This is a genomic window from Parathalassolituus penaei (genome assembly GCF_026626885.1).
Taxonomy (GTDB): Bacteria; Pseudomonadota; Gammaproteobacteria; order Pseudomonadales; family Oceanobacteraceae; genus Oceanobacter; species Oceanobacter penaei.
The window spans coordinates 142,458-161,502 of record NZ_JAPNOA010000019.1 but is presented as its reverse complement, the minus strand read 5'-3'; the positions used below and the strand labels follow the sequence as shown (position 1 = coordinate 161,502).

Here is a 19,045-nt window from a genome sequence, read left to right as displayed (position 1 = left end):
AACAACAACGGCATCCGGGATGGTGTCTGCGGCAGCTGTTGATTGGCCTTGTCTGCCCAACCAACAAGAACGATAACAATATGAAGCGTTTCAAAACTCTCTTTTCTGTGTGCCTGTGGTCCTTGCTGCTGGTGAGTGGTGTGGTCGCAGCCGAAACACCTGTGGTGCGGGTGGCGGTTCTGCAGTTTGGTACGGTGAACTGGGAAATGGATGTGATCCAGCAGCATGGGCTGGATAAAAAGTACCAGTTTGAATTGCAGGTAACGCCAGTTGCTGCCAATAACGCCGCGCCGGTGGCGTTGCAAAGTGGTGCGGTGGATCTGATCTACAGTGACTGGGTATGGGTTAACCGCCAGCGTCATGACCAGCGTATGTACGGTTTTTCGCCGGTCTCCGCCGCTGCTGGTGCTCTTTATGTCCAGCCGGATGCCAGCGCAACGTCACTGGCCGATCTCAAGGGTAAACAACTGGGGGTGGCGGGTGGCCCTGTGGATAAAAGCTGGCTGATGTTGCAGGCCTGGAGCAAAAAATCCGCCGGTCTGGATCTGGCCAAAACCGTTGAGCCGGTTTATGCCGCGCCACCACTGCTCAACAAGATGATGGAAGACGGCAAGCTGCCAGCAACTCTCAACTTCTGGCACTTTGGCGCGCGTTTGAAAGCGGCGGGATTCAAACCTCTGGTGTCGATTCATGACGCTCTGGCCGGGCTCGGTATCCACACCCAGGTGCCATTACTGGGGTGGGTCTTCGCCGACCGTTACGCCCAGAGCCAGGGCGATGTGCTTAACCGCTTCCTGCTGGCATCCGCTGAAGCTCGCCAGATTCTGCAAACCTCGGATGACGAGTGGCTTCGTATCAAACCCCTGACCCAGGCCGAAAACGACGGAATTTTTGTTGCCCTGCGCGATGAATACCGCGCGAGTGTGCAGGCCGCGTTTGGGGCTGAACAGGTTGCCGCTCTGCAGCAGCTGTACAGTATCTTTGCTGCGGAAGGTGGTCAGGAGCTGACCGGTGGTGCGCAAACCCTGGATACATCCATGTTCCTGATGGCATCGGGCTCGGGGTTGGTGAAGGCTGGTGTGTTGAAGGATGCTCAATGACCGTAACGGCTGAAACGTCTCTGCAACGGGTTTTGTGGAGTGTTATTCCGCTGTTGCTGGTGCTGACGGCATGGGAAATCACGGCATGGGTGCTCAACAGCAGTAACCTGCCGGGATTTCTGGCCGTGCTTGACAGCCTGTATGGGCATCTGAGTCACGGCAATCTGCTGCACCATCTGGGCGTAACCCTGCTACGGGTGCTGGTCAGTTTTGCCATGGCCATGCTGCTGGGAGTGGTGATTGGTATTCTGATGGGCGCGTTCCGGCGTGTGAATCTGGCCGGTGACGCCCTGCTGGTGATTGCCTTGAACGTGCCAGCGCTGGTGACCATTCTGCTCTGTTATATCTGGTTTGGTCTGACCGAAGCGGCTGCAGTGGCGGCGGTGGCCATCAACAAGATTCCGACCGTGGTGGTGATGGTGCGTGAAGGTGCGCGTATTGTGGATCGCCAGTTGCTGGAAGTGGCACAGGTGTACCGCGTGTCGCCCGCCGTGTATTTCTTCCGCGTGTATTTACCGCAGTTGTATCCCTTTATGATGGCGGCGGCCCGGTCCGGCTTGTCACTGATCTGGAAGATTGTGCTGGTGGTCGAGTTGCTGGGGCGCAGTGACGGGGTTGGTTTCCAGCTTGGCACCTTTTTCCAGTTCTTCGATATTGCCAGCATCCTGGCGTATACCCTGGCGTTTGCCGTGGTGATCCTGCTGATCGAGGCCATTATCATGCGCCCGCTGGATCGTTATATCGCCCGAGGTGGTTATGGTCAGGCTTGAGCTGGCGCTTGCTGAAAAACGTTATGCCAACAGCCAGCAGACGGTGTTGGGGACGATTCGTGCCCAGATTCCCGCGGGTCAGTTTGTGGCTCTGGTCGGGCCATCCGGCACCGGCAAAACCACTTTGCTGAATATGATCGCCGGGCTGGAAGCCAGTGTGGCGGGCAGTATTTCGGTGAATGACCAGCCTGTGATCGGCCGTCAGCCCGATTGCCGTCTTGGGTATATCTTCCAGCAGCCTCGCCTGTTGCCGTGGCTGACCGTATTCAACAACCTGCAGCTGACGGCACCCGAGCGTTCCGCTGGTGAAATTGAGCGGATGCTGGAGCGTGTTGGTCTGCACGGCAAGGGTGAGCAGTATCCCCGTACCTTGTCAGGCGGGATGCAGAAGCGGGTGAGTATCGCCCGGGCTTTTCTGGCCCAACCCGAGCTGTTGTTGCTGGATGAGCCGTTTGTGTCGCTGGACCTGCCAACCGCTGAACATCTGCGCGGCATGCTCGAAGCCTTGTGGCTGGAACACCAGCCGACGGTGCTGTTTGTTACCCATGATTTTGACGAGGCCATTCGCCTGGCGGATCGAGTGCTGTTTCTGTCGGCGGCACCTGGGTCTCTGATTCTGGATCAGCCGGTGGAATTACCGCGCCCGCGCTCTGATTTGGATGTGGCCGAGTGGAAAACCCGCCTGCTGGGTGAATATCCGGGTTTGCTGGCTGGAAAGGTTGTTGCTAGCGACTCTTCTCTCTGGGAATAAAAATTCCTTTGATGCAATCAGGATTGATCACCGCAATTTGAATATGATTATTCGTATGAAATTTGGCTCCAGGATAGAGGGGCTCACCTTCAATAAAAGGGGCTCGCACTGAATCGAAGTCCTCTCCCTCATTTTTTGCCAACTCACAGGCGTAGCGTATGACGGCGCAGTCTAGTTGGCGTTTTTTGAAGTCAAAGTCACTAGCGCCAAAGCCGCTGTTCACGGGTAGAGGTTCGCCAAGAGCATCCAAATCTTCTTTGAGCTGGGTGTAGACGGTTTTCAGGAAGTCATTATATTTTTGATCTAGTAAATCCAGACAGTTGCCAAGCTCCAGAATTGCACCAAGAACAAATGGCTCCGCAATCTTTGATCCTTTTCGTTGCTGGTTTTCAATAGCATATTGGCGCGCCCGCTCCAGATTGTTTTCCCAGAAGTAGACGCCGGTTCCTAGCCAGTCGTAATCATTGGTACTGTGTTTGAATTCGGACTCTCCGTTGAGAATCCGAAAGGCAGCTTTTCTATCTAATCCATGAAATCCATAAACTACGGATGGCTTTGAAGAGTACATATCATACTTTACTAGTGCCGGTCGGCTTGGCTGCTGTGGAGAACTTGCTACTCAAATGGCCACTTTTGTTCAAAATACCAGCATTACGTAGCAACTGACGCTTCGCATCAGTACTTCTGAAGTGCGCTGAGGCTTGCACTTTCTTTGTGAGCTCAGAAATTGACATATGCATATCTCCCATATACTCAGCCAAGACTACCTTAAAATTATCTGGATGCAAAAATTGTAGTGTAACTGGAAGTTCGGAACGTATTAGTCGCTCACTCGGTTTTTGAAGGTCAGCAGTTCACGGATTTCACTGCGGTGTGGATCGTAGATCCACTCCTGATCGAACAGGTGTTTCATTCGATCCACCATCCAGGTTTCACCAATCACCAGCGAATGAAAACGGTTGCCTCGCTGTTTTAACGGCTCGATGCGTTCCAGCAGGCTTTCCGGTAATTCCGCCATCAGGAAGTCGGAGATAATCAGCAGGTCGGCGCGCCGGTACTGATGCTGGTTCATTAACTCCAGCGAGTGTAGCAGCGCCGGGTTGAGGTCGGTGCCCCCTTCAAAACTGCGGGTCAGGAATGCCATCAGGTTCTGGCGATTCTGCTCGGTATTATCCTGGCTGGAAATCTCCAGCTCCTCGACCGCGGTGGCGTAACTGATCAGGTAACAGGGGCGTTTTTCTTCGCGGGCCTGACCAGCCAGATACAGGGTGACGGCCTTGGCGACGGTCATGGGTGGGCCACTCATGGAGCCACTGGTATCCACACAGATAATCATCGGCCCACGATTCGACTGGCTGGCCGCCTGGGGATCACTGTTGTCGTCTTCATCCGGTTCGTTATCCAGACTCTGCACGTCAAAACACAGCAGTCGTGACTCGATAAACTTGAGGTCAAACAGGATCGCGGTATCCGGGTCGGACAGCAGCGCCAGTTCACTGGGCAGCACGTGTTCGAGGTCGCGCCCCAGACGCAGGCCGATCAGTTCGTCGCGGGCGTAGTTGTCGTGCCAGTTGGCGGTGTTGAGATCGCGGGCGTTAACCTGTTCCAGATGGCGCGACAGCTCCAATTGGCGCAGCTTGCCGAGCAATTCACTGATGGCCACGGCGCCCTGATCGTTGCTGAGGTATTGGGTCCAGCTTTGTAGTTCACGCAGGTCTTCGGCGCGCACATCACTGGCCGACAGGTCGAACAGGGTGCCGGTGCCAAGGCCCAGCGGCAGCAGCTGCTGGTGCAGTTGCTCCAGCAGGTTTAACACTTCTTCAATGTCATCCAGAAACTGCTGACGGCAATCACTCAGGCGTTGTAACTCCCAGTCGCTGCGGGCGTGATCGAGCACTTTTTGCCATTCGGCCAGCAGCATTTCGAGGTGGAAACGCGGGTTTTCCTCCGCTTCAACCACCTCACCGGAATCGACCCGGATATCGGTATCCAGATTCAGCCAGTAATCGTCATCAACCGGTTTGCTGAGTACACCGCAGAACTGGCGGAACTCCTTGAACAGCTGTTCGAACAGGGTGCGCAGTGCCGGTTTGTCTTGCAGCTGCTGGCTGTTGAGGCCAAATACCCGGCCTTCCCAACGGCGCAGGCGGCGCTGTTGTGGCAGGTACGGAAACTCGCGCATCAGGATGACACGGGTTTCTTCACTCCAGCGTTCGAGCTTGCGTTTGATCAGGTCTTCGGCCTGCTGGTTGGAGCGCAACCAGTAGTCGTGACGCTGGTTGAGCTGCTGCTTGAGGCTCTGACCCGCGCGACTGACGCGGTCGCCATTGCCTTCGACCAGCATTTCCTGGGCGGCGGCGGCCCGGCTGCTGATTTGCAGACGGCTGAGGTCTAGCGACACAGGGCCTCCAGACGCTCACAGTCCTTGATGCGCAGGCGCAGGCTGTTCATCTGCTGTTCAACCCCCACCAGGGTCTGTTCGGTCAGTTCGTCGGGCACAAACAGTGACCGCAGGCTGATACGGTAATCGGCGCGTTTGGTTTCGGCGCGATCAACCAACTGTTGCAGCTCGGCTTTTAACTCGCGTACGGACTCGGCCAGCGAGCCAACCAGACGGCGGTTAACATCCGGCTTGCGGTCGCCGCGATAGAACATCACCTGTGGCTGGAAAATCAGGTCTTCGTAGCGATAGGTGTAGTCGCTGTATTGCAGGCGGCAGCTGCCCTGGCCTTCAAACTGGGCGCGGATCTGGCTGATTTCGTTGCCACGATCGTCCAGTGGTGAAAACACATCGTGGCTGCGCAGTTTTTCCACCGGGATATACAGCTCGACTTCCTTGATATCGCGGTAGTTCACCATCTCAAAGTGGGCATCAACCCGGAATAACTCGCGGTCGTCCCAACGCACGGTGTCGTAGACGTCCTGTGAATAAAACAGCTCGTCGTTGATTTCACGGTCGAGGGTGTCCTTGGCCTGATCGAGGGTCGACAGCTGCATACCGGCCTCAAAACCAACCGATTGCACAGCTTCCAGCACAATCATGGCGACCGCCTCACGGTTGCTGCCATGAGTCCACAGGCAGTGGCGCAGCAACAGGGCATCGCTGTGGTTGGTGTGGCTGCGGCCATGGAAAAATGCCGAGGCTTTCATCAGGCGTGCGGCGCGTTGCCAGCGGCGGTCAGACACATACACACCCAGTGCTTCGTGTTGCTGTTCGAGCTGGGCGCGGATCAGGTGAATGATGGTGAAGCAGTCGCTGCTGATCTGCACCTGATCAATCTCGCCCTGCCAGCGGTTCCATTCCTCTGATTTCACCGCCAGCCCGTCTGGCAGTTGTACCTGTTCACTCGACGGCGCGCTGTTGAGCAGCTGGTCAAAGTGGTGGTTATGCAGGATCGGCTGCACTAGCAGTCGGGTAATGAAACGGTCGTACAGGGCATCAAGGCCCTGATCCGGCTGCGGGGTTTCGTTGGAAGCGGCGATCAGGGCTTTTAACGGCGCGTGCTCAAGGGTTTCGCCATTGCGGAACATACGCTCGTTCATCAGCGTCAGCAGGGTGTTGAGAATCGCCGGGCTGGATTTCCAGATTTCATCGAGAAACGCGAACTCTGCTTTTGGCAGGTAATGATCGGTCTTGCGCAGGTAACGGTCTTCTTTCAGCGCCTTGATCGACACCGGCCCGAATACTTCTTCCGGGGTCGAAAAGCGGTTCATCAGGTATTCAAAATACCCTGGCTGGTCGAAGGCGGCGGCAATACGGCGCGAGATCAGACTCTTGGCGGTGCCCGGTGGGCCAAACAGAAAACAGTTCTGGCCACAGAGGGCACTGAGGAGGGCGACGGAAATAACCTCTTCACGCTCGAACATGCCATTGCTGATGTGTTCAATCAGGGCTTGGATACGGGGTTGCAGGCTCACGCGGACTCCCTGGTCAGAATTGATTCAGATCGTAAATATCGGGCGGCATGATAGCCCGAGGTGAGCGTGGATTCGATCATTGGGCGAAAACGCTGGTTTGGTTGTTGGTTTGGTTGTTGGTTTGGTCAGATGTTGTAGAACGGCAGATCGGTAGATGGTGATTTTTATGGTGGAAAGTAACTTTCCTGTTTTTGATTTTATGGAAGATCTATTTTCGGGCTTGCCGGGTGTGGACCTGTAACCCCTGCCGTTACATGCGGCCTCGCGGGCATCTGCCGGGCTGGCATAACTCTTGATAAGACTCTCGCAACAACAACAACGATGCCGCTGGCCCAATCGGGTACAGGGCTCCGTTTAGTACGGTAAACGGCGGGACAGAACCCGGCGGCACCGGGCAATGTCTGTGGGGAGAGTCTCCGTGAGTCAGCGTTTTCTTATTCTGGGTATTGGCAACCTGCTGTGGGCCGATGAAGGCTTTGGTGTGCGTTGCGTGGAATACCTGAACGAACATTACGATTTTCCCGACAACGTTGAACTGCTGGATGGTGGCACCCAGGGGCTGTATCTGGTGCAACACGTTCAGGAAACGGATGTGCTCATTGTGTTTGATGCCGTTGATTACGGTCTTGAGCCCGGCACCCTGAAAATCGTCCGTGATGACGAGGTGCCGAAGTTTATGGGCGCCAAGAAAATGAGCCTGCACCAGACCGGTTTTCAGGAAGTGTTGGCCACCGCCGAATTTGCGGGTGGTTATCCCGATGAGCTGTTGCTGGTCGGGGTGCAACCGGAGGCGCTGGAAGATTTTGGTGGCAGTCTGCGTGAGTCGGTGCGTCAGCAGATTGCGCCAGCGGTGCAGATTGCCCTCGATTTTATGGCCGACCGCGGTGTGCTGGCTTCTCTGCGTGACGAGCGCAACCGGGTTGCGCTGTCACCATCACAACTGGCCATGGCCGCGTATGAAGCCGGTCGTCCGGCCGAAGATCAGGCGTATCGTTACGGTGATGCCCGCTTTATTACCCCGATTCGTTCCAGTGAGGATGCGGTCTGATGTGTATTGGTATTCCGATGCAGATCCGCGCTCTGGATCTCGCCAGCTTGCGCGCCAGCTGTGAGGCCTGGCCGGGGTTGGTACTGCAACAGGATGGCCCACAGATCGTGGATCTCAGCCTGCTTGGCCCATTGCCGGTTGGCCAGTGGGTACTGGTGTTTCTCGGCGCTGCCCGTGAATGCCTCGATTCCGAACGCGCTCGTCAGACCGGTCAGGCGCTGCTGGCCTTACAACAGATCCAGGACGGTGCCCTGTCCGGATTTGATCACCTGTTCGCTGACCTCGACCGTGAACCCAGCCTGCCGGAGCATTTGCGCGCCCAGGCTTCAGCCAAGGAAAACTCCTGATGTCTGCTCATCCCCTGATCCAGCGTTTGCTGGATGACTGTCATTACCCGCTGCTGGATGTGGATAACCACGATGCCTTTGTGCGCGAGCATGAATTCAGCGTGCTGTTTTTCAGCGACGACCCGTCGAAGGTCAAAGAGTCGCTGGATGTCGCCGTGGTGTTGCCAGAGCTGTTGCGTGCCTTTCCGCAATTGAAGGCGGCCGTGGTGGATCGTGGCAGCGAAACGGCACTGCAGGGCCGTTATCACTTTGTGACCTGGCCGGCGCTGGTGTTTCTGCGTCGCGGTGATTTCCTCGGCACCATTATTCGCATCCAGAACTGGGACGACTATTTGCAGCAGATCCCGGAAATTCTGGCCCGTACCCCACAACCGGTTACGGCCGACGTCTGAGCAGGGAGACACGTATGAAAGGTGATATTCCACTGTTTGACCTCTCCAGCCTCAACAGCGAAGCCGTTGCACTGGGGATTAACGTAGGTGCCAGCCCGTTTGCCAATCCGGCAACCGCTGCCGGGTTGTTAGGGCCGGGTGCCCATCGTGAAGACGAAGCCCTGAGCTACCTGCAGATGCCCAAAGAAATGACCACCTTTGAAATTCCGGTATTACCGGAAGTGGAAGAGCTGGCGGCGCATCCGCAGGCCGGACGATTGCTGGATCAGTTACAAACCGTACTCGACGCCTTTGCCTCTGGTGAGCAGGCACTGAACAGCAGTCAGGTTGTGCCATTGGCGGGTATTGATGCCGATGCCTGTGCGCTGCTGTACCAGACTCTGGGAGAAGGGGAGGTGGCCCTGATGGTGCAGGCACCGGACTACCATCTGCGGGTTCAGGAAACCGTGCTGGCCGGTGTCTGGTGGATCCAGCAGGTAAATGCCGACCAACAATTACAACAGCAGTGGCTGGAAGTTGGCGCGATCCCGACTGCCGTAAGCCGCCATGCGTTCCCGGCCCTTCATTCCGACAGTTTTGAACTGGGCCCACGCCCGGCTGACCTGTTAAACGGTGCCTCGGTGATGGTCGAGCTGCTGGATCAGGCCCGTTGTCATGCGGCGGCGCCGCTGTCTGAGCCCTATGTGGTTAACCTGTCGCTGCTGCCGTTTTCGGATGAAGACCATCGCTGGTTGAATCAACGCCTGCGCGTTGGCCATGTGGTGATCCTGTCGCGGGGTTACGGCAACTGCCGTATCACCAGCACCGGTGTGGCCGGTATCTGGCGGGTGCAGTACTTCAACAGCACCGACCAGCTGATTCTCGACACCCTCGAAGTGGTAAAGGTGCCACAAGTGGCCTGCGCCGCCCGTGAAGACCTTGAAGACTCGGCCGAGCGTCTGCGTGAAATCCACGCGGCGTTACAGGCCTGATGTTCAGCCGCTGACACAGAACCACGGAGACTCCTGATGCAGACATTTGAAGGCAGTTATCTCGGCGACAACAACCTGCTGGCTGATCACAGCGTGCTGGAATGCAAGATCTGCTGGTATCAGTACCATCCGGATCAGGGCGACGATGTCTGGCAGATCGAAGCGGGCACCCCGTTCAGCCGTTTGCCGGAACACTGGCGTTGCCCGCAATGTGATGGCGACAAGGACCAGTTTATGGTGGTCGACAAATGACCCTGGCGGGTGCTGTCGGCCATCCAGCAGCCAGTCTGACGGCTGCGGATATCGAAGCCTGTTATCGCAGCATCGGCGAACGTATGGCCGACTTGCCACTCTACAACCCGGCGTTAACCATCGAGCTGGTGGGCTGGCAGCCCTGTGTTGGTGACTCGGGTGTCGCGTTTTCGCTGGGGGTACTGATTACGCCCTGGTGTATGAACCTGTGGGTCGGTGATCTTGGGGATCAGACCTGCCCGCCATTGGGCAGCGACTGGGTCGTGAGCATCGGTGATTTTGAATATCGCCTGACCATGGCCCATCACCTGCAGCTCGGGCGTTACGCCAGCAGTGCGCTGGAATCACTGATGAGCCGTTTTGTCGATATGGACTCGGCACGCCAGTTTGCCCGCGAAGTGCTGGCGCTGGTGTTGGCCGATGTAAAACGTGCGGAAACCGCAGCGCCATACTTGCTGACGAATAATCCGCCAGCGGCACCAGCCGGTATCAGCCGTCGTGGTCTGTTTTCACCGTCGCAATGGTTGGGGAACAATCGATGACGACCGCTGCCACTGGCCAGCTGCAGGTAAAACTGGTGTGGGAACAGGGTCGTATCGGTGCGCTGCAATGCAACCTGAAGCGGCCGTTAGAATCGGTCGGGCAGCTGTTGGTCAAACAGCCAGCGGCGCAGGCCTGCCAGCTACTGCCGATGTTATTTTCGGTGTGTGGGCACTCCCATCTGTTGGCCGGGCAACTGGCCTCGGGGCTGATCCGTGTTCACCATCCGGATGAACAGGCGCAACTGCATTCACTGTTGCGGCAGGTGTGGCGCGAGAATCTGCGTGAAAGCCTGATCCGTTTATGTCGTGACTGGGGTTATCCACTGGGAACCAGTGCTTTACAGTCGGCGTTGCGTCAGTTGGCACAGCTGGCGGAAAAACCGAATCGGGCGGATGCCCGGAATCCGGTTGATAACAGCGGCGAACCTGTGCCCCACTGGTTGTGTCTGGATGAGCAATGGCTGGCCTCGTTAGAGCAACAGTGGTTGCCACTGGAAGGGCTGGTTATTCCCACCAGTACAGTGGATACCTGCTGTTTTGCCCCGGATTACCGTCTGCTCGGAGCCGGAGATAAGCATCCGTTGCTGTATGCCGGTATGGGCGCGGCGGCCTTGTTGTATGGTCGCGGCCAGCCACTGCTAACGGTGTTGGCTCGCATCGCTCATCGTTTGCTGGAGCAATGTCGGCAATGGTGGCAGTGGAGCCAGCAGGATATGCCCGATCTCGCCAGTGGTCTGGCCCTGCGTTCTTATTACGAAGATCTGGCGATGGTGCGCAAGGGCTGGGTGCATACTTCGCGGGGCTGGTTGTTGCATCAGGTGAGTGGGCCGGAATCCCGGCGCGACTGGTTGATTCAGGCGCCGACCGATGTGAATTTTGGCGGTGAACTGCTGGCCACCCTGTTAGTGGGGATGGCGGTGGCAGATGCCACGCAGGCCGAGGAGGTTTGCCGCTGGCTGGTACGGGCGATTGATCCGTGCCTGGATTGCCAGATTGAATGTCTGGATTTAACCGCAGGCCGGGATGATCCGGCACAACCGGAGAGCAACCACCGTGCATGAGATGTCGATCGCCGAAGGCATTATTCAGGTTATTGAAGAACAGGCGCGGCTACAGGGTTATCAGCGGGTGAATGCCGTGTGGCTGGAAATCGGGCCACTGGCGTCCGTGGAAAAAGAGTCGCTGCGTTTCTGTTTTGATGCGGTGTGTCGACATTCGCTGGCAGAAGGTGCGCGCCTGGAAATTATCGATCTGCCGGGAGCCGCCTGGTGCCTCGGTTGCAGCCAGACGGTTGCCGTACAACAGCGTTACGATGCCTGTCCGCGCTGTGGCAGTTATCAGTTACAGGTCACCTCTGGTGACGAACTCAGAATCAAAGAACTGGAGGTGGTGTGATGTGTACGGTGTGTGGATGCAGTAGTGGTGAAACCCGGATCGAAGGACAGGATCAGCATCATGGTCATGCCCATGATCATACGCACGATCACGCGCACGATCACTCTCACGGCCATGCCCACGATCACAGTCATACACACGGCCACAGTCACTCGCATGATCACTCTCACGGTCACTCCCATGCTCATGGCAATCCATTAAGTCCGGCACCAGAGGTAGCCGATTTGCAGGCAGCGGTGTTTGTTGCCAGCGCCTCCGGTCAGGATCTCGATTATGGTCAGGGCCCGGCCCGTGCTCACGCACCGGGTCTGAGTCAGGCCCGTATGGTGCAGATCGAGCAGGATATTCTCGGTAAAAACGACCGGTATGCAGCCGTCAACCGTGCCCGTTTTGCCCAGCAGAATCTGTTAACCCTGAATCTGGTATCCAGCCCTGGCTCTGGCAAAACCACCTTGTTGACCGAAACCATCAAGCTGATGGCCGATCGTTGGCCGGTGGCGGTAATTGAAGGGGATCAGCAAACCAGCCACGACGCCGAACGTATTCGTGCCACCGGTGCACCGGCGGTGCAGGTGAATACCGGCAAGGGCTGCCACCTTGATGCGCATATGGTGGGCCATGCCTTTGATCGTCTGGGAGATATTCAGGGCGGGGTGCTGTTTATCGAGAACGTTGGCAACCTGGTGTGCCCGGCGGCGTTTGACCTGGGTGAAGCCCACAAGGTGGCGATCCTGTCGGTGACCGAAGGGGAAGACAAACCCCTCAAATACCCGGATATGTTTCACGCCGCCGACCTGATGATTCTCAACAAGATCGACCTGCTGCCGTACCTCGATTTTGACGTCGATGCCTGTATCGAATACGCCCGTCGGGTAAACCCCGACATTCTGGTGATCGAGCTGTCGGCGCGTTCCGGCGAAGGTATGGAGCAATGGCTGATGTGGGTGGCGGAACAACGCTCGACCCGTATTCAGGCCAACATCAGCCAGTTACGTGCCGATATGCAACGGCTGGAGGCACTGCTCTGATATGAACGCCGTCCGCCGCCATACCATCCTCTGTGTGGATGATGAACCGCGCTCGCTGGAAACCCTCGAACGGACCCTCGATGAAGAGTTCGACGTGGTGTGCGCGCGCAGTGCCAGTGAAGCACTGCAGCTGCTGGAGCAGCAGCGCGTGGCGGCGGTGTTGTGTGATCAGCGCATGCCCGGCACGAGCGGGGTCGAATTACTGATCCGGGTGCGTCAGCAGTGGCCGGATACCGCACGCCTGATCCTGTCGGGTTATACCGATTCCGAAGATATTATTCGTGGCCTGAACGAGGCCGGGATTTTCCAGTACATCACCAAACCCTGGCACCCGGACCACCTGCTGCTGGCCTTGCGAAACGCCTGTCGGCTGGTGGCGCTGGAAAGTGAAAACACCCTGCTGGCCACCGAAATCCGCCTCACCGCCAATCAGGCCGAATCCCGTATTGAAGAGAAAAAGGCACGCCTGCGTCAGCAGTTTGCCCTCGATGAAATTGTGCGTGCCAGCGACAGCCCATTGCAGGGAATTTGTGAACGGGTCAAACGGATCGCCCCTTATGACATTGCGGTGCTGATCAATGGCCCGTCCGGTACTGGCAAGGAACTGTTTGCCCGTGCCCTGCATTACAACAGCCTGCGCGCCGACCAGCCGTTTGTGGTGGAAAACTGTGGTGCCATGCCGGATGACCTGCTGGCCTCGGAACTGTTTGGCCATCGCAAGGGCGCGTTTACCGGCGCCATGCATGATCACGCCGGTCTGTTTGAACAGGCCGACGGCGGCACCCTGTTTCTGGATGAAATCGGTGATATTTCACCGGCGTTCCAGGTCATGTTGCTGCGGGTTCTGCAGGAAAAAGAAGTGCGCCGGGTTGGCGATGAAAAACGCCGCGCGGTGGATGTGCGTATTATTGCCGCCACCAACCGCGACCTCGAAGCCGAAGTGGCGGCCGGGCGTTTCCGCGAAGACCTGTATTACCGTCTGGCCGAAATGACCATGACGCTGCCACCACTGGCGGCCCGGCGCATGGATATTCCGGTGCTGGCCGGGCATTTCCTGCGTCAGGCCAGCCAGAGTTTTGCCAAACCGGCGCGTGGTTTCAGTGAAGAAGCCATGACCGCGCTCAAACACTGGCATTGGCCCGGCAACGTCCGTGAATTACAGAACGAAATCCGCCGTATGCTGGTGCTGGCCGAACAGGACCTGATTGGTGCCGAACTCATCAGCCCGCGTTTGTTGCGCAACCTGCCCGACAGTGACGAGCCGGAACCGATTCTGGAAGCCTTGTTACGTCGTCAGGAAGGCTGGAGCGAAGGCAGTACCCTCAAGGACAAAACCGAGCTGCTGGAGAAACAGCTGCTGCGTGAAACCATGATCCGCCACCGCTGGAACAAAAGCCGAGCCGCCGACGAGCTGGGCCTGTCACGAGTGGGGCTGCGCGCCAAACTGGAACGGTACGGTCTGGAGCCGCTGGCCTGATGGCTCCCCAGCGTTGTCAGCCTGATCACCTCGGGCCGCTGCAGGGCTGGCGGTTACGCATCAGTGGCCAGGTGCAAGGGGTCGGATTCCGGCCGTTTGTGTACCGGCTGATGACCGCGGCCGGGCTGAGCGGCCGGGTGTTTAACGATGCTGGCACCGTGGTGTTGGAAACCCTGATTCGGGAATCGCAGTTGGCGGGGCTGATTCGGGATCTGCAACGGCAGGCCCCGGCACTGGCCAATATTCGTGACATCGTCTCGCAGCAGGCACCGGAGCTGCTGGATATTCTGGCACCGGGATTTGTGATTGCCGGAAGCCCCCATCCGCTTGGCGCCAGCATTGATGTAACGGTGGATACCGCGCCCTGTGTCGACTGTATTGCCGACATTCGCGATGTCAGCAACCGCCGTTATCACTATCCCTTTACCAACTGCACCCAGTGTGGCCCGCGTTACACCCTGATCCGCCAGTTACCTTACGATCGCCCCAATACCTCAATGGCGGCCTTTGCCCAGTGTCCGGCCTGTCTGGCCGAATACAGCAACCCGGCGGATCGTCGTTTCCATGCTCAGCCTAACGCTTGTCCGGTTTGTGGTCCGCAACTGACCCTGGTGGAACGCGACGGCACGGAACGCTTTGCCCAGCCCGAAGCCGGTGGCAGTGATGCCTTGCTGATTCGGGTGCTGAAGCAGTTACGCGAAGGCAAGGTGGTGGCGATCAAGGGTGTGGGTGGTTTTCATCTGGCCTGTGATGCCCGCCAGCCGCTGGCGATTCAGCGTCTGCGCCAGCGTAAACAACGGCCGACCAAACCGCTGGCGGTGATGGTTGCCGATGCTGATCAGGCGCGTTGCTGGGGCCATTTTAACGCCGCTGCCAGCGCCTGGCTGGTGTCGCCGCAGGCTCCGGTGGTGGTGGTGCCGCAGGCTCATGCGGCGCGGATTTTTCATACCGATGCTCTTAACCAGCTGGCACCGGGTCTGGACGCGCTGGGCTTGATGTTGCCGCAGAGTCCGCTGCACCGGCTGCTGTTTGATCTGGCCGCACAGCAGCTTGATGACCCTGATCTGGCGCTGGTGATGACCAGTGCCAACCGCTCTGGCGAACCGCTGATGATTGATAATCAGGTGGCGCTGGACGGGCTCGCCGATATTGCCGACCTGTGGTTGTTACACAACCGCGAGATTCTGGTGCGCAACGACGATGCCGTGATCAACGCCATGACCAGTCAGCCGCTGTTGCAACGTTGTGGTCGTGGGCTGGCACCGTTAAGTCTCCATCTGGCGGCTCCGGCCAGCCTGCCGTCGGTACTGGCGCTTGGCAGTTATCTCAAAAACAGCATTGCCCTTAATCACCAGCAGCTGGCCTGTTTGTCCCAGCATATTGGTGATCTTGATCATCCGGATAACTGCCGTGCCCTCGACGACAGCTGGCAGCACTGGTTGCCCTTGCTGAACGTCAAACCGGCGGCGGTGGCCACCGATCTGCATCCGCAAGGTTATGGTGCCGACCTCGCCCAGCAGCTGGCGGCGCAATGGCAGGTGCCACTGGTTCAGGTGCCCCATCATCAGGCTCATATTGCCGCGGTGCTGGCCGATCAGGGCTGGCCATTTAACGATGCCGTCGCCGGGCTGGCGCTGGACGGTTTTGGTCTGGGCTGGGATGGCCATAGCCGTGGTGGTGAGTTGCTGGTGTTGGAAGGGCCCGAGTTCCGCCATCTGGGCTCACTGGCGAGCCTGCCGCAACCCGGTGCCGACAGCGCCAGTCGTGAACCCTGGCGGATGGCCGCAGGCCTGTTGCTGACGTTGGGTTATGCACCGGCACAGATTCGCCAGCATCTGCAGGTGCCATCGGATATGGCGCTGACCATGCTGGAGCGTCAGTGGCAGCGTGGACTGAATTGTCCACAGACCACCAGTGGCGGACGCTGGTTTGATGCGTTGGCCGGTATCCTCGGCATGTGTACCGACCAGCATTTTCGCCAGACCTACGAAGGTGAAGCGGCCATGCGGCTGGAAAGCCTGGCCCGCGATTATCTGCGCGAGCACGGCGAACCGGCACTGCTGTTGCCGCATTTGCCGGAGTCGCAGAGTGCCAATCTCGACCTCTACCCGTTACTGCAATTACTGGCCGAACGATATTGGGCCGGTATGCCTGCAGGGCAGGTGGCGGCGCTGTTCCATGTGCAGCTGGTGAGCTGGCTGGGGCAGTGGCTGTTACGCCACTTCGACCTTGATCCGTTATTACCACCAGCACTGGTGCTGGCGGGCGGCTGCTTCCAGAACAGCCTGCTGCGCCAGCAGCTGGCCGACTGGCTTGAGCAGCATGGTATTCGAGCCCTGCTGCCACGCCGCTTGCCGGTGAATGACGGCGGCCTGGCCATTGGCCAGTTATGGGTTGCCAGCCAGCGCCTGCAGGAATCCGGCAACCAACAGTCCGATCCATAACAGCAGCCCATAACAACATCCAATAACCACTCACAACCTGTGACCAACAGCCGAGGAGATGAGCATGTGTCTCGCCATTCCGGTGCAAATCGAACAGATCCACGACGAGTTCAGTGCCATCGCCAACATTGGTGGCCTGAAAAAAGAAATCAACATCGCACTGGTCGATGACCTGCAAGTCGGCGATTACGTCATTCTCCACGTCGGGTTTGCCCTGAAAAAACTGGATGAGGAAGAGGCGCTGCGAACCCTCGCCCTGTTTGCCGAAATGGGCATTGATGTGCCAGCGGAACTGGCCTCCGATGCCGAGCTGCCCGGTACTGGTGAGGTGGTGTCATGAAATACGTTGATGAATTCCGCGATGGTGAACTGGCTCGTCTGCTGGCCGCCACGATTGCGGCCGAAGTACAGCCGGGCCGTACCTATCACCTGATGGAGTTTTGTGGTGGCCACACCCACGCCATTTTCCGTTATGGCCTGCCGGACTTGCTGCCTGCCAACATTCGTCTGATTCATGGCGCCGGTTGCCCGGTGTGTGTATTGCCAATTGCCCGTCTGGATATGGCGATGGCATTAGCCAAACATCCGGATGTGATTCTCTGCACCTATGGCGATATGTTGCGGGTGCCGGGTTCCGGCCGTACCAGTCTGCTGAAAATCCGCGCCGAAGGTAACGACGTGCGTATGGTGTATTCACCGGCCGACTGTATCCGCATCGCTCAGCAGAACCCGGACAAGCAGGTGGTGTTTTTTGCCATCGGTTTTGAAACCACCACACCACCCACAGCGGTGGTGATCGAACAGGCGTCCAGATTGCAGCTGCCGAACCTGTCGGTGTTCTGCAACCATGTTCTGACCCCGGCTGCCATGCACGGCATTCTGGATACTCGCAGTTCCGGCGAAGCCGTGCGGATTGACGGTTTTATTGGCCCGGCCTACGTCAGTACCGTGATTGGCTCCGACCCGTATGAGCCGTTCCCGGCGCAGTACGGCACCCCGGTGGTGATTGCCGGATTTGAACCGCTGGATGTATTACAGGCGGTGCTGATGCTGGTGCGTCAGCTCAACGACGGTCGTTGCGAAGTCGAAAACGAATTCACCCGTGCGGTTACCCACAGCGGTAATCACAAGGCCAAAGCAGTGGTAGAGCAGGTGTTCGAACTGCGCGATACCTTTGAATGGCGTGGCCTCGGTTTTATGCCCAACAGTGCCCTGCAGATTCGTGAGCAGTACCGGGCGCTGGATGCCGAATACCGCTTTGCCGGGCTGTTGCAGCAACATGCCGATCAGCTCAGCCGTCTGCCGCAGGACAACAAGGCCTGTGAGTGTCCGCAGGTGTTGCGTGGCCTCAAGAACCCGCGCGACTGCAAACTCTTTGATAACCCTTGCACCCCGGACAATCCGCTCGGTTCCTGTATGGTGTCGTCGGAAGGTGCCTGTGCTGCGTATTACCAGTACGGCCGGGTAAAGGATCGTATTCCTGCCGTCACGGTTGCTCCCACCGTTACCGAAGCCTGAGCCAGGAGAACTGTTATGGCCCGTATTGATTGGCAAAACGGCAAGGTCGAAATGGTGCATGGCAGCGGTGGTCGCGCCATGCAGCAGCTGATTCGTGAGCTGTTTGCCTCCGAATTCAAAAACGAATTTCTCGATCAGGGTAACGACGGCGCCATTCTGCCGCTGCATTTGCCCTGCTCACCGGATGGTGCCCGTTTGGTGATGGCCACCGATGCCCATGTGATTGCGCCGCTGTTTTTCCCCGGCGGTGATATTGGTTGCCTGAGTGTACACGGCACATTGAACGACGTTGCCATGAATGGTGCCGCGCCCTTGTATCTGGCGGCGGCGTTTGTGTTGGAAGAGGGTTTCCCGCTGGCCGACCTCAAACGGATTGTGCAGTCGATGGCACAGGCCGCGCGTGAAGCCGGGGTGCCAATTGTCACCGGTGACACCAAGGTGGTGGAACGTGGCAAGGGTGACGGTGTGTTTATCACCACCACCGCCATTGGTGCGGTTTCGGAAGGTGTGGAGTTATCCGGGGCTAACGCCCGTCCTGGCGACAAGGTGCTGGTTTCCGGCTCAATGGGTGATCACGGTGTGACGATTCTGTCGTTACGGGAAAGCCTCGGCTTTGAATCGGAATTGCAGTCCGACACCCAGTCATTACAGGAGCTGGTACTGAGTTTTGTTGGACGGGTGCCGGGCCTGCGTTGCCTGCGCGACCCGACCCGTGGTGGTCTGGCCAATACCCTCAATGAAATCGCCCAGCAGTCCGGGGTAGGGGTGCATCTGCAGGAGGCCGCAATTCCGGTCAAACCAGTGGTGGCGTCGGCCTGTGAGTTTCTCGGGCTCGACCCTCTGTACGTGGCCAACGAGGGCAAGCTGATTGCCATCTGCGCCCCGGAAGAAGCCGATACCCTGCTGGCGCTGCTGCGTGAACATCCCAAAGGTCGTGATGCCGCCATTGTCGGCGAGATCATCGAAGACCCGCATCATTTCGTGCAGATGACCACCCGCTTTGGTGGCCGTCGTATGGTCGATTGGCTTAATGGCGAGCAGCTGCCCCGAATCTGCTGATCTGAACGCTGGTCCGGCGGCGGACGCGAGCGT

The 19,045-nt window shown here is 58.0% G+C and carries 20 protein-coding genes; 17 read left to right on the top strand and 3 right to left on the bottom strand.

The genetic code is table 11. The features are described from left to right. The first annotated feature begins 80 nt into the window (after positions 1-80). The 3 genes from OUO13_RS06585 to OUO13_RS06575 are packed head-to-tail and all read left to right on the top strand — an operon-like array spanning position 81 to position 2,621. Positions 81-1,100 carry an ABC transporter substrate-binding protein gene (locus OUO13_RS06585; RefSeq protein ID WP_283173067.1) on the top strand — a complete coding sequence of 340 codons (1,020 nt, stop codon included), beginning with the start codon at positions 81-83 and terminating at the stop codon, positions 1,098-1,100. Beyond that, a complete protein-coding gene (locus tag OUO13_RS06580; RefSeq protein ID WP_283173066.1) occupies positions 1,097-1,870 on the top strand; it encodes an ABC transporter permease in 774 nt (257 codons plus the stop codon). Before OUO13_RS06585 ends, OUO13_RS06580 begins: the two co-directional genes overlap by 4 nt. After that, complete coding sequence (locus tag OUO13_RS06575; protein WP_283173065.1) at positions 1,857-2,621, top strand: ABC transporter ATP-binding protein; 765 nt, start codon at positions 1,857-1,859, stop codon at positions 2,619-2,621. Before OUO13_RS06580 ends, OUO13_RS06575 begins: the two co-directional genes overlap by 14 nt. On the opposite strand, the gene OUO13_RS06570 is transcribed toward OUO13_RS06575, so the two are convergent. The 3 genes from OUO13_RS06570 to OUO13_RS06560 all read right to left on the bottom strand — a co-directional run bounded on the left by OUO13_RS06570 (position 2,596) and on the right by OUO13_RS06560 (position 6,539). Further along, on the bottom strand, positions 2,596-3,189 hold the full coding sequence (locus OUO13_RS06570) for a hypothetical protein (RefSeq protein WP_283173064.1): 594 nt from the start codon (positions 3,187-3,189) through the stop codon (positions 2,596-2,598). The two genes, OUO13_RS06575 and OUO13_RS06570, sit on opposite strands and share 26 nt — an antisense overlap. 252 nt (positions 3,190-3,441) lie before the next feature. Next, entirely contained in the window at positions 3,442-5,022 is a 1,581-nt protein-coding gene (locus OUO13_RS06565; RefSeq protein WP_283173063.1) for a VWA domain-containing protein, read from the bottom strand. After that, positions 5,013-6,539, bottom strand: a complete 1,527-nt coding sequence (locus tag OUO13_RS06560; RefSeq protein WP_283173062.1) for an AAA family ATPase — start codon at positions 6,537-6,539, stop codon at positions 5,013-5,015. Before OUO13_RS06560 ends, OUO13_RS06565 begins: the two co-directional genes overlap by 10 nt. 418 nt (positions 6,540-6,957) lie before the next feature. On the opposite strand from OUO13_RS06560, the gene OUO13_RS06555 reads away from it, so the two are divergent. The 14 genes from OUO13_RS06555 (at position 6,958) to hypE (ending at position 19,012) form a co-directional block, all read left to right on the top strand. Further along, the gene (locus OUO13_RS06555; protein ID WP_283173061.1) at positions 6,958-7,587 is read left to right on the top strand and encodes a HyaD/HybD family hydrogenase maturation endopeptidase; all 630 of its coding nucleotides are present in this window, start codon (positions 6,958-6,960) and stop codon (positions 7,585-7,587) included. After that, on the top strand, positions 7,587-7,934 hold the full coding sequence (locus OUO13_RS06550; protein WP_283173060.1) for a HypC/HybG/HupF family hydrogenase formation chaperone: 348 nt from the start codon (positions 7,587-7,589) through the stop codon (positions 7,932-7,934). Before OUO13_RS06555 ends, OUO13_RS06550 begins: the two co-directional genes overlap by 1 nt. Beyond that, positions 7,934-8,326, top strand: a complete 393-nt coding sequence (locus OUO13_RS06545; protein ID WP_283173059.1) for a thioredoxin domain-containing protein — start codon at positions 7,934-7,936, stop codon at positions 8,324-8,326. The genes OUO13_RS06550 and OUO13_RS06545 overlap by 1 nt, the downstream gene beginning before the upstream one ends. Positions 8,327-8,340: 14 nt before the next feature. Then, positions 8,341-9,297 carry a hydrogenase expression/formation protein gene (locus tag OUO13_RS06540; RefSeq protein WP_283173058.1) on the top strand — a complete coding sequence of 319 codons (957 nt, stop codon included), beginning with the start codon at positions 8,341-8,343 and terminating at the stop codon, positions 9,295-9,297. Between the two features lie 36 nt (positions 9,298-9,333). Further along, positions 9,334-9,549: a rubredoxin gene (locus tag OUO13_RS06535; protein WP_283173057.1), complete on the top strand. Its 216-nt coding sequence runs from the start codon at positions 9,334-9,336 to the stop codon at positions 9,547-9,549. Then, positions 9,546-10,091, top strand: a complete 546-nt coding sequence (hybE, locus tag OUO13_RS06530) for a [NiFe]-hydrogenase assembly chaperone HybE (protein ID WP_283173056.1) — start codon at positions 9,546-9,548, stop codon at positions 10,089-10,091. Before OUO13_RS06535 ends, hybE begins: the two co-directional genes overlap by 4 nt. Then, positions 10,088-11,152 carry a hypothetical protein gene (locus OUO13_RS06525; protein WP_283173055.1) on the top strand — a complete coding sequence of 355 codons (1,065 nt, stop codon included), beginning with the start codon at positions 10,088-10,090 and terminating at the stop codon, positions 11,150-11,152. The genes hybE and OUO13_RS06525 overlap by 4 nt, the downstream gene beginning before the upstream one ends. 1 nt (position 11,153) lies before the next feature. After that, positions 11,154-11,486 (top strand): hydrogenase maturation nickel metallochaperone HypA, encoded by a 333-nt coding sequence (gene hypA / locus OUO13_RS06520; protein ID WP_283173139.1) that lies wholly within the window; start codon positions 11,154-11,156, stop codon positions 11,484-11,486. Continuing rightward, positions 11,486-12,514: a hydrogenase nickel incorporation protein HypB gene (hypB, locus tag OUO13_RS06515; protein WP_283173054.1), complete on the top strand. Its 1,029-nt coding sequence runs from the start codon at positions 11,486-11,488 to the stop codon at positions 12,512-12,514. Before hypA ends, hypB begins: the two co-directional genes overlap by 1 nt. A 1-nt stretch (position 12,515) precedes the next feature. Next, complete coding sequence (locus OUO13_RS06510; protein ID WP_283173053.1) at positions 12,516-13,991, top strand: sigma-54-dependent transcriptional regulator; 1,476 nt, start codon at positions 12,516-12,518, stop codon at positions 13,989-13,991. After that, complete coding sequence (gene hypF, locus OUO13_RS06505) at positions 13,991-16,435, top strand: carbamoyltransferase HypF (RefSeq protein WP_283173052.1); 2,445 nt, start codon at positions 13,991-13,993, stop codon at positions 16,433-16,435. The genes OUO13_RS06510 and hypF overlap by 1 nt, the downstream gene beginning before the upstream one ends. Positions 16,436-16,499: 64 nt before the next feature. Then, positions 16,500-16,775 carry a HypC/HybG/HupF family hydrogenase formation chaperone gene (locus OUO13_RS06500; protein WP_283173051.1) on the top strand — a complete coding sequence of 92 codons (276 nt, stop codon included), beginning with the start codon at positions 16,500-16,502 and terminating at the stop codon, positions 16,773-16,775. Then, on the top strand, positions 16,772-17,953 hold the full coding sequence (gene hypD, locus OUO13_RS06495) for a hydrogenase formation protein HypD (RefSeq protein WP_283173050.1): 1,182 nt from the start codon (positions 16,772-16,774) through the stop codon (positions 17,951-17,953). Before OUO13_RS06500 ends, hypD begins: the two co-directional genes overlap by 4 nt. Before the next feature lie 15 nt (positions 17,954-17,968). Beyond that, positions 17,969-19,012: a hydrogenase expression/formation protein HypE gene (gene hypE, locus OUO13_RS06490; RefSeq protein WP_283173049.1), complete on the top strand. Its 1,044-nt coding sequence runs from the start codon at positions 17,969-17,971 to the stop codon at positions 19,010-19,012. Positions 19,013-19,045 lie beyond the last annotated feature (33 nt).